The sequence below is a fragment of the Acidovorax sp. AC410 genome (genome assembly GCF_979253235.1).
This window is the reverse complement of the sequence record NZ_CEEDCG010000001.1, coordinates 6,495,545-6,511,452: the sequence shown is the minus strand read 5'-3', so window position 1 is coordinate 6,511,452 and position 15,908 is coordinate 6,495,545. Positions and strand designations below refer to the sequence as shown.

General features: G+C 69.1%; 16 protein-coding genes. 9 read left to right on the top strand and 7 right to left on the bottom strand.

Going from position 1 to position 15,908, the window contains the following annotated elements:
• Positions 1–20 precede the first annotated feature (20 nt).
• From hutU to AC0IZS_RS30230, 9 genes are all read left to right on the top strand, one after another.
• Positions 21–1,742: a urocanate hydratase gene (hutU, locus tag AC0IZS_RS30270; protein WP_471639053.1), complete on the top strand. Its 1,722-nt coding sequence runs from the start codon at positions 21–23 to the stop codon at positions 1,740–1,742.
• A 39-nt stretch (positions 1,743–1,781) separates the two neighbouring features.
• The gene (locus AC0IZS_RS30265; RefSeq protein ID WP_471639052.1) at positions 1,782–2,534 is read left to right on the top strand and encodes an IclR family transcriptional regulator; all 753 of its coding nucleotides are present in this window, start codon (positions 1,782–1,784) and stop codon (positions 2,532–2,534) included.
• Between the two features lie 87 nt (positions 2,535–2,621).
• Positions 2,622–3,197, top strand: a complete 576-nt coding sequence (locus AC0IZS_RS30260) for a HutD/Ves family protein (RefSeq protein ID WP_471639051.1) — start codon at positions 2,622–2,624, stop codon at positions 3,195–3,197.
• A 9-nt stretch (positions 3,198–3,206) separates the two neighbouring features.
• Entirely contained in the window at positions 3,207–4,469 is a 1,263-nt protein-coding gene (hutI, locus tag AC0IZS_RS30255; protein ID WP_471639050.1) for an imidazolonepropionase, read from the top strand.
• A gap of 4 nt (positions 4,470–4,473) precedes the next feature.
• Complete coding sequence (locus AC0IZS_RS30250) at positions 4,474–5,865, top strand: FAD-binding oxidoreductase (RefSeq protein ID WP_471639049.1); 1,392 nt, start codon at positions 4,474–4,476, stop codon at positions 5,863–5,865.
• The gene (locus AC0IZS_RS30245) at positions 5,862–6,998 is read left to right on the top strand and encodes a histidinol-phosphate transaminase (RefSeq protein WP_471639048.1); all 1,137 of its coding nucleotides are present in this window, start codon (positions 5,862–5,864) and stop codon (positions 6,996–6,998) included. The genes AC0IZS_RS30250 and AC0IZS_RS30245 overlap by 4 nt, the downstream gene beginning before the upstream one ends.
• Positions 6,995–8,383: a formimidoylglutamate deiminase gene (locus AC0IZS_RS30240; RefSeq protein ID WP_471639047.1), complete on the top strand. Its 1,389-nt coding sequence runs from the start codon at positions 6,995–6,997 to the stop codon at positions 8,381–8,383. Before AC0IZS_RS30245 ends, AC0IZS_RS30240 begins: the two co-directional genes overlap by 4 nt.
• A 37-nt stretch (positions 8,384–8,420) precedes the next feature.
• Complete coding sequence (hutG, locus tag AC0IZS_RS30235; protein WP_471639046.1) at positions 8,421–9,239, top strand: N-formylglutamate deformylase; 819 nt, start codon at positions 8,421–8,423, stop codon at positions 9,237–9,239.
• Positions 9,240–9,365: 126 nt separating this feature from the next.
• Positions 9,366–9,575, top strand: a complete 210-nt coding sequence (locus AC0IZS_RS30230; protein ID WP_471639045.1) for a hypothetical protein — start codon at positions 9,366–9,368, stop codon at positions 9,573–9,575.
• A 25-nt stretch (positions 9,576–9,600) separates the two neighbouring features.
• Here AC0IZS_RS30230 and asd read toward each other — a convergent pair whose 3' ends face one another.
• From asd to AC0IZS_RS30195, 7 genes are all read right to left on the bottom strand, one after another.
• A complete protein-coding gene (gene asd / locus AC0IZS_RS30225) occupies positions 9,601–10,452 on the bottom strand; it encodes an archaetidylserine decarboxylase (protein WP_471639044.1) in 852 nt (283 codons plus the stop codon).
• Positions 10,453–10,504: 52 nt separating this feature from the next.
• Positions 10,505–11,719 carry a hypothetical protein gene (locus tag AC0IZS_RS30220; protein WP_471639043.1) on the bottom strand — a complete coding sequence of 405 codons (1,215 nt, stop codon included), beginning with the start codon at positions 11,717–11,719 and terminating at the stop codon, positions 10,505–10,507.
• Positions 11,720–11,801: 82 nt separating this feature from the next.
• Entirely contained in the window at positions 11,802–12,527 is a 726-nt protein-coding gene (locus AC0IZS_RS30215) for an ABC transporter ATP-binding protein (protein WP_057203809.1), read from the bottom strand.
• A gap of 1 nt (position 12,528) precedes the next feature.
• The gene (locus tag AC0IZS_RS30210; RefSeq protein ID WP_471639042.1) at positions 12,529–13,314 is read right to left on the bottom strand and encodes an ABC transporter ATP-binding protein; all 786 of its coding nucleotides are present in this window, start codon (positions 13,312–13,314) and stop codon (positions 12,529–12,531) included.
• Positions 13,307–14,299: a branched-chain amino acid ABC transporter permease gene (locus AC0IZS_RS30205; RefSeq protein ID WP_471639041.1), complete on the bottom strand. Its 993-nt coding sequence runs from the start codon at positions 14,297–14,299 to the stop codon at positions 13,307–13,309. Before AC0IZS_RS30205 ends, AC0IZS_RS30210 begins: the two co-directional genes overlap by 8 nt.
• Positions 14,300–14,345: 46 nt before the next feature.
• Positions 14,346–15,209 carry a branched-chain amino acid ABC transporter permease gene (locus tag AC0IZS_RS30200; protein ID WP_057269699.1) on the bottom strand — a complete coding sequence of 288 codons (864 nt, stop codon included), beginning with the start codon at positions 15,207–15,209 and terminating at the stop codon, positions 14,346–14,348.
• A 27-nt stretch (positions 15,210–15,236) separates the two neighbouring features.
• The gene (locus AC0IZS_RS30195; RefSeq protein WP_471639040.1) at positions 15,237–15,875 is read right to left on the bottom strand and encodes a LysE family translocator; all 639 of its coding nucleotides are present in this window, start codon (positions 15,873–15,875) and stop codon (positions 15,237–15,239) included.
• Positions 15,876–15,908: the final 33 nt, after the last annotated feature.

Genomic DNA, 15,908 nt, shown 5'->3' with positions numbered 1-15,908 from the left:
ACGTTGACCAGGAGATCACCATGAACGCCAACGACGCCATCCTGTCCGCCACCTCCGCCGACCCCCGCCACGATCCCACGCGCGTGATCCGCGCGCCGCGCGGCACCGAACTCACCTGCAAGAACTGGCTCATCGAGGCGGCCTACCGCATGATCCAGAACAACCTCGACCCCGAGGTGGCCGAGCGCCCGCAGGACCTGGTGGTCTACGGCGGCATCGGCCGTGCGGCGCGCAACTGGGAGTGCTTCGACCAGATACTGGCCTCGCTCAAGGACCTGAACGATGACGAAACCCTGCTCGTGCAGTCGGGCAAGCCCGTGGGCGTGTTCAAGACGCATGCCAACGCACCGCGCGTGCTGCTGGCCAACTCCAACCTGGTGCCCAAGTGGGCCACCTGGGAGCATTTCAGCGAACTCGACCAGAAGGGCCTGTTCATGTACGGCCAGATGACCGCCGGCAGCTGGATCTACATCGGCAGCCAGGGCATCGTGCAGGGCACGTTCGAGACCTTCGTCGAGGCCGGCCGCCAGCACTACGACAACAGCCTGGCGGGCAAGTGGATCCTCACGGCCGGTCTGGGCGGCATGGGTGGCGCACAGCCGCTGGCCGCCACGCTGGCCGGCGCCGTGTCGCTCAACATCGAGTGCCAGCAAAGCAGCATCGACTTTCGCCTGCGCACCCGCTACGTGGACAAGCAGGCCAAGGACATCGACGACGCCATCGCCCTGATCAAGCACCACACGGAGCGCAAGGAGGCCGTCTCCATCGCGCTGCTGGGCAACGCCGCCGACGTGCTGCCCGAGCTGGTGCGCCGCGCCCAGGCCGGCGGCATCAAGCCCGACCTGGTGACCGACCAGACATCGGCCCACGACCTTGTCAACGGCTACCTGCCCAGCGGCTGGACCGTGCCCGAGTGGCAGGCCGCCATGAAGGACCCTGCGCGCCACGCGGCCCTCACGGCCGCTGCCGCCCAGAGCTGCGCCGTGCACGTGCAGGCCATGCTCGACTTCCAGTCCATGGGCGTGCCCACGGTGGACTACGGCAACAACATCCGCCAGGTGGCGTTCGACCAAGGCGTGAAGAACGCCTTCGACTTCCCGGGCTTCGTGCCGGCCTACATCCGCCCCCTGTTCTGCGAAGGCAAGGGTCCGTTCCGCTGGGTCGCACTCTCGGGTGACCCCGAGGACATCTACAAGACCGACGCCAAGATCAAGGAGCTGTTCCCGAACAACACCCACACCCACCGCTGGCTGGACATGGCGCGCGAGCGCATCAGCTTCCAGGGCCTGCCGGCGCGCATCTGCTGGCTGGGCCTGGGCGAGCGCCATATCGCCGGCCTGGCCTTCAACGAGATGGTGAAGAACGGCGAGCTCAAGGCCCCCATCGTGATCGGCCGCGACCACCTCGATACCGGCTCGGTGGCCAGCCCCAACCGCGAGACCGAGAGCATGAAGGACGGCACCGACGCCGTGAGCGACTGGCCGCTGCTCAACGCGCTGCTCAACACCGCGGGCGGCGCCACCTGGGTCAGCCTGCACCACGGCGGTGGCGTGGGCATGGGCTACTCGCAGCACTCGGGCATGGTCATCGTCGCCGACGGCACCGATGCCGCGGCCGAGCGCCTGGCGCGCGTGCTGGTCAACGACAGCGGCAGCGGCGTGATGCGCCATGCCGATGCCGGCTACGACCTGGCCGTGGCCACTGCCAAGAAGCAGGGCCTGAAGCTGCCCATGGTGCGCTGAGCGCAGACAAGACAGCGTCCCTACCCGAGGCACCGAGACATGCCCAAGGATGCGCCACCGCTGACCGTCGTGCCCACGGCCGACCGGGTGCTGCAGGTGCTGGCCGTGCTGGCCCAGCAGGGCAAGTCCATGCCTGCGGCCGAGCTCATGGAGCGCACGGGCCTGGCGCGCAGCACGCTGTACCGCCAGCTCGCGCGGCTCAAGCGCTGGGGCTTCGTGCTCGAAAGCGACGGCTTCTACGCGCCCGGACCGCTGAGCCTGCAGCTCGCGCTGGGCTTCGACCTGGCCTCACACCTGGTGCGCCAGGCGCGGCCCGACATGGTGGACCTGGCCCAGCAATCGCAGGAGAGCGTGGGCCTGATCGTCGCCGTGAACGACCAGGCCATCTGCCTGGACATGGTGGAGAGCCAGCATTCGCTGCGCTGCTCTTTCGAGAAGGGGCGTAGCGTGCCCCTGCGCGCAGGGGCCTCGGCCAAGTGCGTGTTGGCCCACCTGCCCGAGGCGGTGCGCGCTGCCGTGCTCGACAGCCAATGGTGCGCAGGCACGCCCGAGCGCGATGCCGCGCAGCGCGAGAGCGATGCCATCCGCAAGGCTGGCTTTGCCATGACCGCCGGCGAGGTGGACCCCGGCGTCTGGGGCTGCAGCGTGCCGCTGTTCGGTGCCTCGCGCCAGTCCGTGGGGGCCATCACGCTGATGGCCCCCATCGTGCGTGCCAGCGGGCAGGAGGAAGCCCTGATCCGCATGGCCGTGGTGGCTGCGGCGCGCATCTCGCGCCAACTGGTTCTGCATTGACTGACAACGACGACAAGAGATTTTTCCGATGACCGCCTCACTCCCCATGGCCTTGCTGTTCCCCATCCCTGGGCAGGAGGCCTGAACATGGTCCAGTTCTTCGACCTGGCCTGTACCCCCAGCGTGCCCTGGAAGAACGGTGGCGGCAGCACCCGCGAGCTGGCCTGCTGGCCACAGGGCGCCGGCATGGATGGCTTCGAGTGGCGCGTGAGCGTGGCCACGATTGCCCAGGCGGGCCCGTTCTCGGCCTTCCCGGGGGTGGACCGGCAGATCATGCTGCTCGATGGCGACGGGGTGCATCTGCGCTCGGACGACGGGCAGCTCGACCACGACCTCGACCAGCCCTGGCAGCCGCTGGCCTTCAAGGGCGACGTCGCCGTGGACTGCGCCATGCTGGGCGGCCCATCGACCGACTTCAACCTCATGGTGCGCCGGGGCCGCTGGCACGGCGGTCTGCAGGTGACTGGCCATGCGCGCGTGGCCGGGCGCGCACGCGCCGGCCTGTGCATGGTGCTGCGCGGGCGCTGGCGCTGCGGTGAAGAGGTGCTGGAGCCCGGCCAGGGGCTGTGGTGGAGCGATGGCACCGCAGAAAATGCGCTGGAGCCTTTGGATGCCGATCCCGCATTGGCCTGGATCGACCTGGATATGGAACCCTCCGACTGACTTTTGCCCATGACACCCACCACCATCCCCACCCCTCAAAGCCATCCTTCGGCCGATGGCATCTGGATCGGCATGCGCCCGGCCCCCGACCTGTGCGTACCCGATGTGCCTGTGCCCCAGGGTGCCGCCACCTGCGTGGTGGTGCAGGGCGGCAGCGTGCAATGGGTGGGGCCCGAGGATGCCTGGCCCGCGGCTTGGAATGCCCTGCCGCGCTTCGATGCGCGGGGCGCCCTGGCCACCCCCGGCCTGGTGGACTGCCATACCCACCTGGTCTATGGCGGTCAGCGTGCCAACGAATTCGCCATGCGCCTGGCGGGCGCCACCTACGAAGAGGTGGCCCGGGCCGGCGGCGGCATCGTCTCGTCGGTGCGCGCCACCCGCGAGGCCAGCGAGGATGAACTTTTCGCCCTGGCCTTGCCGCGCCTGCAGGCGCTGCTGGACGAGGGTGTCTGCGCCATCGAGATCAAGTCGGGCTACGGCCTTGCACTGGAGCACGAGCGCAAGCAACTGCGCGTGGCGCGCCGCCTGGGCGAGGCGCTGGGCGTGACCGTGCGCACCACCTTCCTGGGCGCGCATGCGCTGCCGCCCGAATACGCGGGCCGCAGCCAGGACTACACCGACCTGGTGTGCAAGGAGATGCTGCCCGCGCTGGCCGCCGAGGGCCTGGTGGATGCGGTGGACGTGTTCTGCGAACGCATCGCCTTCACGCTGGCCGAGACCGAGCAGGTGTTTGCCGCCGCCAAGCAACTGGGCATCCCCGTCAAGCTGCATGCCGAGCAGCTCTCGGACATGGGCGGCGCCGCACTGGCCGCGCGCTATGGCGCGCTCTCGTGCGACCACATCGAGCATCTCTCGCAGGCAGGCATTGACGCCATGAAGGCCGCTGGCACCGTGGCCGTGCTGTTGCCTGGCGCCTACTACACGCTGCGCGACACGCACCTGCCGCCCATCGCCGCGCTGCGCGAGGCCGGCGTGCCCATGGCCGTGTCCACCGACCACAACCCCGGCACCTCGCCCGCGTTGAGCCTGCTGCTCATGGCCAACATGGCCTGCACGCTGTTTCGCCTGACGGTGCCCGAGGCACTGGCCGGCATCACCACGCACGCCGCGCGCGCGCTGGGCCTGCAGGACACACACGGCCTCATCGCATCGGGCCGCCCGGCCAACTTCGTGCTCTGGCCGTTTGCCGATGCAGCGGAGCTGGCCTACTGGTTCGGCCACAAGCCCGCGCGCACCATCGTGCGCCAGGGGCGTATCGTGAAAGGGGCCTGATCCCATGGCCCCCCACAGCGAGTTCCTGGTGGCGCTGGTCGAGGCGCTCGGCGCCGACTGCGTGCAGGTGGGCGATGCCGTGCCCCCGCGCCACCACACCGACTGGAGCGGCACGGCCCCCGTGTCACCGCTGGCGCTGGTACGCCCACGCAGCACCGAGGAAGTCTCGGTCCTGCTGCGCCTGTGCCATGCCCACCGCGTGCCCGTGGTGCCCCAGGGCGGCCTCACCGGTCTGGCCGGTGCCGCCGTGCCCTGCGCGGGCGGCGTGGCGCTGTCGCTGGAGCGCATGAACGCCATCGAGGCGGTGGATGCACGCTCTGCCACGCTCACCGTGCAGGCCGGTGCCACCGTGCAGGCGGTGCAGGAGGCCGCGCTTTCTGTGGGCCTGCAGTTCGGCGTGGACTTCGGTGCGCGCGGCTCGGCCCAGGTGGGCGGGGCCGTTTCCACCAATGCCGGCGGCAACGGCGTGCTGCAGTACGGCATGGTGCGCGAACAGGTGCTGGGCCTGGAGGTGGTGCTGGCCGATGGCTCGGTGCTGCCCATGCTGCGGCCCATGCTCAAGAACAACACGGGCTACGACCTCAAGCAGTGGTTCATTGGCGCCGAGGGCACGCTGGGCGTGGTCACGCGCGCGCTGCTGCGCCTGCGGCCCTTGCCGCGCGCCCGGGCCACGGCCTTGGTGGCGCTGCCCGATTTCGACGCCGCGCTGGCGCTTCTGGCCCGGCTGCAGGGGCGCTTTCCGGGTGCGCTCTCGGCCTTCGAGCTCATGTGGCGCGATTTCGTCGAGGCCTCGCTGCGCTGGCAGGCGCTGCGCGAGCCGTTCGAGGCGCCGCACCCGTTTGCTGCGCTCATCGACGTCGGCGGCCAGGACGAAGCCGGCCTGCGTGACGCGCTGGAAGAAGTGTTGGGCGAGGCCATGGAGGCCGGTGAAGCCATCGATGCCGCCATCGCCCAGTCGCAGGCCCAGGCGCAAGCCTTGTGGAAGATCCGCGAGGCCACGGCCGAGCTGCCCGCGCACATGCACCCACCCATCAACTTCGACGTGAGCCTGCCGCAGGCCGACATCGGCCGGTTTGCCGAAGAATGCCGTGCCGCGCTGTCCGCGCGCTGGCCCGGGCATGCCACGGTGTTCTTCGGCCATATCGGCGACGGCAACCTGCACCTGTCCACCGATGCCTCCACCGTGAACGGGGAGGAGGGCGCTGTCGAAGAGCTGGTATACGCCCAGGTGGCGGCATTCGGCGGCAGCGTCTCGGCCGAGCACGGCATCGGCCTGCACAAGAAGCCCTACCTCCACGCCAGCCGCACCCCGGCCGAGTTGGCCGCCATGCGCGCCATCAAGCAGGCACTGGACCCCCTCCATCTCATGAACCCCGGCAAGGTATTCGACCTATGAACGCTGCTGTTGTCTCCGCCATCGCTGCCCTGGCCCGCCCCGAGGTGCCGCCTCTGCCCGCCTACAACGCGGGCCTCTCGTCCGAGGCCGTGCGCCAGCGCTATGGCGTGACCGAGATCGCCCGCCTGGCCAGCAACGAGAACCCCTACGGCGCCAGCCCCGCCGTGGCGCGCGCCCTGGTGGACCTGGCGGCGCGCGTGGGCGCCTACCCCGATGCAAACTGCACCGCGCTGCGTGCCGCCATCGCTGCACGCACGGGCGTAGCGCCCGAGGGCATCGTCGTGGGCAATGGCTCCGAAGACATCCTGCAGATGCTGTGCCAGGCCTTCCTGTCGCAGGGCGATCGCGTGCTCACGCAGCGCCCGGCCTTCGGCCTGCACGAGATCTACCCGCGCATGATGGGCGCGCAGGTCGAACTGCTGGCGCTCACGCCCGAACTCGGTTTCGACGTGGATGCCTGGTGCGAGGCGCTGGCGCGCGGCCCCAAGATCGCCATGCTGGCCAACCCCTCCAACCCCGTGGGCTGCATGTTCACCGCGCAGGAGTTCGAGCGCCTGCTCGCAGCCACGCCTGCGCACACCCTGCTGGTGGTGGACGAGGCCTACTACGAGTACGCCTGCCATGCGCAGAGCTACCCCGATGTGCTGGCCCTGCTGCAGGGCCGTGCCGGGCCCTGGATCGTGCTGCGCACCTTCTCCAAGGCCTGGGGCCTTGCCGGCCTGCGTGTCGGCTACGGCCTGGCCAGCGACGTGGCCCTGGTGCAATTGCTCGACCGTGTGCGCACCCCGTTCAACGTGAACCATGCGGCCCAGGCTGCGGCGCTGGCGGCCTGGGGCGACGAGGCCTTCATGCGCCAGAGCGTGACCGAGACCGTGCGCCTGCGCGGCGTGTTGCTGGGGCGCCTGCAGGCCTTGGCGGGCGTTCGCATTGCGCCTTCGGCCACCAACTTCCTCTTCCTGGACATCGACCGGCCCAATGGCCCGGTGAACGAGGCCCTGCTGGCCCGCGGCCTCATCACCAAGCCCTGGAAGGAGCCGGGCTTCGAGACCTTCATCCGCGTCTCCATCGGTACGGAGGCGGAGAACACGCGTTTCGCCGACGCGCTCGCCACCATCCTGGAGGTGGCTGCATGAGCGCCAACACCATGCTGTTTGCCGAACACGCACTGCTGTCCGATGGCTGGGCCCGCGACGTGCTGCTGCAGTGGGACACTGCGGGCCGGCTGCAGTCCGTGGCGCCGGGCAGTACCGCCGGCGCCGCGCCGCGCGCCACCGGCCCCGTGGTGCCGGGCATGCCCAACCTGCATTCGCACGCCTTCCAGCGCGCCTTCGCGGGGCTCACTGAGTACCGCGGCGAAAGCCAGGACAGCTTCTGGAGCTGGCGCAACCTGATGTACCGCTTTGCGGCGCAGATCACGCCCGAGTCGCTGGAGGCCATCGCCACCTGGCTCTACGTGGAGATGCTCGAAGCCGGTTACACCTCGGTCTGCGAGTTCCACTACGTGCACCACGACCGGGATGGCCGCCCCTATGCCGACGATGCCACGCTGTCGCTGGCGCTGCTGCGCGCGGCCCGCAATGCGGGGATCGGCATCACCTTGCTGCCGGTGCTCTACCAGACCAGCGGTTTTGGCGCCAGACCACCGCGTGCGGACCAGGCGCGCTTCATCCGCAGCACCGACAGCATGCTCGCGCTGCTGGAGCGCCTGTCTCCGCTGGCCAAGGCCCAGGGCGCGGGCCTGGGCCTGGCGCCGCATTCGCTGCGCGCCGTGCCGCCCGACAGCCTGGCAGCCGCCGTGCAGGGCCTCACCGCCATCGATGCGCACGCGCCCATCCACATCCACATCGCCGAGCAGACCCAGGAGGTGGAAGACTGCCTGGCCTGGAGCGGCCAGCGCCCCGTGCAATGGCTGCTGGACAACACGGCCGTGGACGCGCGCTGGTGCCTGGTGCATGCCACGCACATGACGCCGCAGGAATATGCCGATGCCGCGCGCAGCGGTGCCGTGGCCGGCATCTGCCCCACCACCGAGGCCAACCTGGGCGATGGCATCTTCGACATGCCGCGCTGGCAGGGCCACGGCGGGGCCTGGGGCGTGGGCTCGGACAGCCATGCCTGCGTGAACGCGGCCGAGGAATTGCTGATGCTGGAGTACAGCCAGCGCCTGTCGCTGCGCCAGCGCAACGTGCTGGCCAGCCCCGCACAGCCCCAGGTCGCCACGGCCATGTGGCTGGGTGCGGTGCAGGGCGGGGCGCAGGCATCGGGCCGCGCGGTGGCCGGGCTGGCCGTGGGCCAGCAGGCCGATTTCGCGGTGCTGGATCCGTCGCACGTCGCGCTGGCCGGGTTGCCGGTCGAGGCCATGCTGTCGGCCCATGTGTTCGGCAGCCACCGCACCAGTGCGCTGCACGGTCTGTGGGTGGGCGGCGTGCAGCGGGTCGCTGCCGGCCGCCATGCCTTGCATGACAGCGCGGCAGCCGCCTTTGCCCAGGCCCGTGCGGCGACGATCGCGCCACAATGAACGAACTTTGAAAAGCGCCCCCTTCGAGACCCCCGCCATGAGCATCACCACCCAACCCGCCTTCACCTTCCACCAAGGCACCGCGCCGCTGCTGGTCTCCATGCCCCACGTTGGCACCTATGTGCCGCCAGCGATCGCTGCGCGCTTCACCGACGAGTGCCGCCAGGTGCCTGACACCGACTGGCACCTGGAGCGCCTGTACGATTTTGCGAAAGGCATGGGCGCATCCATCCTCGCGGCCACGCATTCGCGTTACGTGGTGGACCTGAACCGCCCGCCCGATGGCGCCAGCCTCTACCCCGGCCAGAGCGTCACCGGCCTGTGCCCCGTGGACACCTTCGACGACACGCCCATCTACACCCGGGGCGACGTGCCCGACGACACCGAGGTGGCGGCGCGCCGCGATGCCATCTGGGCGCCGTACCATGCGCAGCTGCGCTCGGAGCTCGACCGCATCCGTGCCGCCCACGGCGTGGCCGTGCTGTGGGACGCGCATTCGATCCGCTCGGTGCTGCCGCGCTTCTTCGAAGGCAAGCTGCCCGACCTGAACCTGGGCACGGCCAACGGCGAGGGCTGCGACCCGGCGCTGGCGCAGGAGCTGCTGGCCATTGCGCAGGCCGCGCCGGGCTATACCGCCGTGCTCAACGGCCGCTTCAAGGGCGGGCACATCACGCGCCACTATGGCCAGCCCGCGCAGAACGTGCATGCCGTGCAACTGGAGATGACGCAGTGCAGCTACATGCAGGAGGCCCTGCCGTTCGACTACCTGCCCGAGGTGGCGGCTGGTGTGCAGCCGCACCTGAAACGCATGCTGGAGGCGGCGCTGGCGTTTGCGCAGGCGCGGGCCCGGGCCTGAAGGGCCGGGCTGCGGGGCCTTGGAGGCCACGCTACAACCGTATCGGTGCTAGTATGGGTCTACGCCGCCCTGCGGGGCAGCGGGGTGCGCCCCTTGGCCACCACTGCGGAAGGAGCCGCATTTCCCATGGAAACTGCGGCCTACTACTACATGCCCTTGTTCAAGCCGGGTGCCTTCGTGCATCTGGGCGGTAGCCGCGAGACCGTCAGCCATGTGGTCGTGCGCCGCAATGCCCTGATGGTCTACCTGGTGGGGCATGAATCCCCGGTGCATCCCGATACGCTCAAGGTCGCACCCACGGCCTTCCACCTCACGCGGGTTCCCGACCGCGCCTGACGCGGGCAGGCCGCGCAGGGCTGGCTCAAGCCGCCTGGTACTGCGCCATGGTCTCGCCCAGGCGCACAGGGCCCGCAGGCGCCCATTCGGGGTTGAATTGGAGCGGCCCCTTGGGGAACAGCATCACCACGGTGGAGCCGAGCAGGAAACGGCCCATCTCCTCGCCCTTTTGCAGCGACACCTGGCCGGCCGGGTAGTCCCAGTGGCGCAGCACGCCGGTGCGCGGCGGGTTCACCTGGCCATGCCAGACAGTGGCCATGCTGCCGACTATGGTGGCACCCACCAGCACCAGCACGAAGGGCCCGTGGGCCGAATCGAAGAAGCACACCACGCGCTCGTTGCGCGCGAACAGGCCGGGCACGCCGCGTGCCGTGGTCGGGTTCACCGAGAACAGGTCGCCAGGCACGTGCACCATGCGCGTGAGCTGGCCGGCGCAGGGCATGTGGATGCGGTGGTAGTCGCGCGGGCTCAGGTACAGGGTGGCGAAGTAGCCATCGTCGAAGCGCGCTGCCAGCGACGAATCGCCGCCCACCAGTGCCGTGGTGGAGTACGAATGGCCCTTGGCCTGGAAGATCTGGTCCTTCTGGATGGGGCCGAACTGGCTGATGGCGCCGTCCACGGGGCAGACCAGGTCTGCATCGGCCAGCGGGCGGGCGTCGGGCTTGAGCGCGCGCGTGAAGAAGTCGTTGAACGAGGTGTAGCTGGCAATGTCCGGATCGGCGGCTTCGGCCATGTTCACCCGGTAGTGGGACACGAAGCCGCGGATGACTGCGGTGGTCAGTCCCCCCAGGCGGGCCGAGGCGAATTTTCCCGCCAGGGCGGTCATGGCCTGCTTGGGCATCAGGTACTGGGGGAGAACGGCGAGGCTGTCAGACACTATGGGAACATCCTTGGAAAGGGGTGCGGGCCATTCTACTGATGGCGGGCGCTCAAAAATGTAGGTGTGCAGCCTGTTGTGCAGGCTGCGTTGGCCAGGTAGCGGGGCGGGGTCCCCAGTCCTCGGATGCCTGCACCAAGGCACCGACGTAACTGCCCAGGTCGATGCCCAGCATGCTGGCTGCAGCCTCGGCACCCGCATCGCCGCGGCGGGCGCTGGTCGCGAAGCGGCTGAAGGCGGGCCAGTCGCGCGCCATCTGCTCCACTGCGATGCGGGCGAGGTCGTACGACAGCGCGTTGCCATCGTCCGTGCGGTGGAACGAGTCGCCCGACCAGAACTCCTGCACGCGCTCGGCATTCCAGAACGCCAGGTGGCGCTGGTGCATGGCCTGCGGCGTCTGCGCAGGGTGGCGCGCGCCTGTCAGGCGGTGCTCGGTGTTCACGGCCAGGCCTTCGTCGAGCCAGGTGGGCAGGTGCAGGTACGACAGGGCGCTGTGCGTGAGCTCGTGCGCGATCACGGGCTCGATGGTGGACAGGTCGGCTTGCACCACCACGAAGTGCGGGCAGCCGTTGTGGATGAACATGCCGCCGCTGAATGCGAACTCCCCGCCATCGGGGTAGAACTGGCCCACGTAGTGGTAGTAGAGTTCTTCGCTCTCGAGCACCAGCAGCACGCTTTTCTCGCCCGGGTGAAAGCGGGCCACGCCATCGAGCACACGCGCGATGCGCTGGCGCGTCTTGCCCACATAGCCCGCCATGGCCTGTGCCACTGGCGGCTCCAGAGGGGACAGGATGTACACGTCCGCGCTCTCGTGCAGGTGCATGTGCGGGCCAATCGCGTCGCGCAGGTGCAGCAGCCAGGCGCGGCGGCCCAGGGCGATGGCTTCTGTGGTGGCTTCGGGGGTGGGGGCTTGTCCGGCCCAGTGGTCGAGTGCCTGCCAGTCCATCAGGGGCAGGCCGGCGGGGGCGCTCAGGTGGTCCCGCACGGTGAAGGGTTCGAGGCCGGCCATGCGCAGCACCTCCGGCGCCGGGGGCTGTTCGCCGCCCTGGCCCGGCAGGGCCAATGCCGCAGGCCGTGAATCCTCTGGCGGCGCAAACTGGTAGCGCGCCATGAACGCACCGAGGAAAGGCAGGATCCAGATGCCCATCACCATCAGCGCCTTGCGGTTGCCGAATTCGTGGCTGCACAGCACGCGCCGCGTGGCCCAGACGTTGGTCAGCACCAGGGCGGCAAGGAGCAACAGGAAGACGGCGAGGGCAGGGGACATGGACAGCTCGGCGGGGCGGGTGGACCGCCGGATGCTAAGGCAAGACGGGACAGGTCCCGCGCACCAGGAGAGGGCGGTTGTGTCAAACGCCCAGGTGCTGCTCCAGCAACTGCGGCTGGGAGCACAGGGTCTCTGAGCTGCCCTCGAACACCACCTGGCCCTTGACCAGGATGACGTTGCGGTCGGTGATCTGGGTGACGTGCTTCCAGTTCTTGTCCACGATCACGCTGCTGATGCCGCTGGCCTTGATGAGGCTGCAGATGCGCCAGATCTCGCGCGCGATCAGCGGGGCCAGACCCTCGGTGGCCTCGTCGAGGATGAGCACGTCGGGATTCGTCATCAGCGCACGGCCGATGGTCAGCATCTGCTGCTCGCCGCCGCTGAGCTGCTGGCCGCCATGGCCCAGGCGCTCCTTGAGGCGCGGAAAGGTCTCCAGCACGCGCTCGTAGGTCCAGTCGCGCTGACCGCGCGTGCCGGCGCGGGCGGCCATCTGCAAATTTTCGACCACGCTCAGGTTGCCGAAAATGCCGCGCCCCTCGGGCACGTAGGCGATCCCCAGGCGCGCCACCTCGTAGGGCGGGCGGCCCGTGGTGTCGCGCCCGGCCACGGCCACGCTGCCCGAGCGCGGCTTCACCAAGCCCATGAGCGACTTGAGCAAGGTGCTCTTGCCCATGCCGTTGCGGCCCATGAGGCCGATGGTCTCGGCCTGCCCCACGGTGAAGTCCACCCCGTGCAGGATGTGGCTGGCGCCGTAGAAGGTGTTGAGGCCCCGGGCCTCGATGAGGGGCGTGTTTTGCTGCGGTGCCATGTCAGTGTTCCTCACCCAGGTAGGCGGCCTGCACGTTGGCGTCGGCGCGCACTTCGGGCGGCGTGCCACTGGCGATGGCTTCGCCGTTGACCATCACCGTCAGGTGGTCGGCCAGGGCGAACACGGCGTCCATGTCGTGCTCCACCAGCATCATCGCGTGGCCCGGCTTTATGCGCAGCAGCAACTGCACCATGCGCTCCGCCTCGGCCACGCCCATGCCGGCCAGGGGCTCGTCGAGCAGCAGCACCTGGGGTTCGGTGGCCAGGGTCATGGCGATCTCGAGCTGGCGCTGCTCGCCATGGCTCATGGTGCCGGCCACGGCATCGCGCCGCGCCTGCAGGCCCGCCAGTTCGATGGCCCGGTCCACGCGTTCGCTGCTGGCGCGGTTGTGCGGACCCTGGTGGCGCGTGTCGCGCCACCAGCGCAGCGGGTTCCAGGGCTGCTGCGGGTCGCGCGACTGGGCGGCCAGGCGCACGTTCTCGTGCACGGTGAAGGGCAGAAAGATGTTGGTCTTCTGGTAGCTGCGGCCCAGGCCCTGGCGCGAGATGCGCTCGGATGCCCAGCCGGTCACGTCCGTGGCGCCCAGCCGTATCTCGCCGGCCGAGGGCGGCAGGTCGCCCGAGAGCAGGTTGGTCAAGGTGGACTTGCCTGCGCCGTTGGGCCCGATCACCGCATGGATGCGGCCGCGCCACAGGTCCACCGAGACGCCGTTGACGGCAGCCAGGCCGCCAAAGCGCTTGGTGATCTTGCGGGCCGACAGCAGGACTTCGCGCGTGGTATCAGCCATGGTCCGTGCCTCCCTTGGCGGCGCGCAAGCGCACCAGCATGCCCAGCAGCCCGCGCGGCGCCACCAGCACCACCAGCACGATGAAGCTGCCCATCAGCAACTGCCAGTGCTTGGTGATGTCCTTGAACACATGCAGCAGGTACTCGAACGCGAAGGCCCCGACGATGGCCCCTGCGAAATTGCCCATGCCGCCCAGGATGACCATCATGATGGCGTGCGCGCTCATGTGAAAGCCCATGAGCTCAGGGTTCACATAGCCCGTCTGCGCCCCCCACAGGTAGCCCGCCAGGCCGGCCAGGGCGCCCGCCACCGTGAAGGCCGTGAGCTTGTAGCCCTGGGTGGAAAAGCCCATGGCGCGCATGCGGTGCTCGTTGACGCGGATGCCCGCCAGCGCCCGGCCCAGGGGGCTCCACAGCAGACGGCGCAGCCCCGCGTAGACCAGCACCACCAGCGCCAGCGTGAAGTAGTAGAAGGTGCGGCGCCCTTCGAGGTCGAACAGCATCCAGCCGAACACCGAGGCATCGGGGCGCAGGTTGATGTAGATGCCGTCCGAGCCGCCCAGGATCTTGTTGTCGAAGAACAGGTAGAACACCATCTGCGCGAACGCCATGGTCACCATGATGAAGTAGATGCCGTGCGTGCGCACCACGAAGAAGCCGATGAACAGTGCCACCAGGGCCGAGCCCGCCACCGCGGCCGGCAGCGACCACCACAGGCTCACCGGCGCATCGGCCGGGGTGAGGAAGGCCAGCGCATAGCCTGCCACGCCGAAGTAGGCCGCGTGGCCCAGCGAGACCAGGCCGGTCACGCCTTGCAGTAGATCGAGGCTCATCGCGAAGATGGCCATGATCATCATGCGCGTGACCATCTGTACATAGAAGTCGCTGCCCACGAACGGAAAGGCCAGCAGCGCGACGAGGCCCAGCACGAGCACGAACTGCACGCTGCGCGGCAGCATCTCCAGGTTGGTGCGGGGGGCGCTCATGCGGGCCTCCGGGGGGCTGGCAGGGCAAGGATCACAGGAACGACTGTCATTGTTTGAAAAGACCTTCGGGTTTCCACAAGAGTACGGCGGCCATCAGCATGTAGACCAGCATGCCGGCCACGGAGGGCAGCAGCACCTTGCCGAAGGTGTCCACCAGGCCCACCAGCAGCGCCGAGATCAGGGCCCCGCGCACCGAGCCGATGCCACCGATGACCACCACCACGAAGCACATGATGAGCACCGAGGAGCCCATGTTGGGATAGACGCTGGAGACCGGCGCCGCCACCATGCCGGCCATGGCCGCCAGGCCCACGCCCAGCGCGAACACGATGGCATGGATGAGCTTGATGTTCACGCCCAGCGACTCGGCCATGTCGCGGTTGAAGGCGCCGGCGCGGATCTTCATGCCCAGCCGGGTCTTGGAGATCAAGAGGTACAGCCCGATGGCCAGCACGATGCACACGCCCGAGATGAACAAACGGTACACCGGGTAGGAGAGGGTGTCGGTGAGCGGGATCGACCAGTCCAGCAGCTTCGGGATGGCCACGCCGTGCACGTCGTCGCCCCAGAGGATGGAGCGCAGCTCCTCGAAGATGTAGATCAGCCCGAAGGTGAGCAGCACCTGGTCCAGGTGGTCGCGGTGGTAGAAGTGGCGAAACAGCAGCCATTCGAGCGCCAGCCCGAAGGCCACGGCCAGCACCGCGCCGCCCAGGATGGCCAGCGTGAGGCTGCCGAAATACCCCGACAGCGAATACGCCAGGTAGGCGCCCAGCATGTAGAAGCTGCCGTGCGCCAGGTTCACCACGCCCATGATCCCGAAGATCAGGGTGAGGCCGGCCGCCAGCATGAACAGCAAGAGGCCGTACTGCACCCCGTTGAGCAACTGGATCAGGAAGGTAGCGAAGTCCATGGCGTGCGGCAGGTGGATGTAGCGGGGTCAGGCCGCCCGGCGGGTGGCCAGCAGCAGCGAGCCCATCAGGGCGAACAGCCCGCCCGAGATGCGGTTGAACCAGCGCATGCGGTTGCCCGAGCGCAGGGCCGGGGCCAGGCGTGCCACGCCCAAGGCGCACAGCGTGAGCACCGTGAACTCGAAGGCCACGAAGGTGGCAGCCAGGACGGCGAACTGCGGCGCGAAGGACAGCGCGGGGTTCAGGAACTGCGGGAAGAAGGCCGTGAAGAACAGGATGGCCTTGGGGTTGCTGCCGCCCACGATCAGGCCCTGCACGAACAGCCGGTGGGCAGGCACGGCGGGCGCCGCCGTGGCGTCCTCAGGCATCTGGTCGAACACCGTGCTCTTGCTGCGGAAGGTCTTGATACCGAGCCAGATCAGGTAGGCGGCACCCGCGGCCTTGAGCACCCAGAACGCGGTCTCGGAGGCGGCCAGCAGCGCGCCCAGGCCCAGGGCCGACAGCAGCATGGTGCCCAGCACCGCGGTGACGCTGCCCCCTGCGGCCGCCATGGCCTTGCGCGGGCCGTGCTGCAGCGAGGTGGTCATGCACATCAGCATGGTCGGGCCGGGCGAGAGCACCAGCAGGGCCACGGCGGCCAGGTAGAGCAGGTAGGTACTGAGGGTCATGGAAGAGGGTGATCCAAGGGGGTGGCCGCAAAG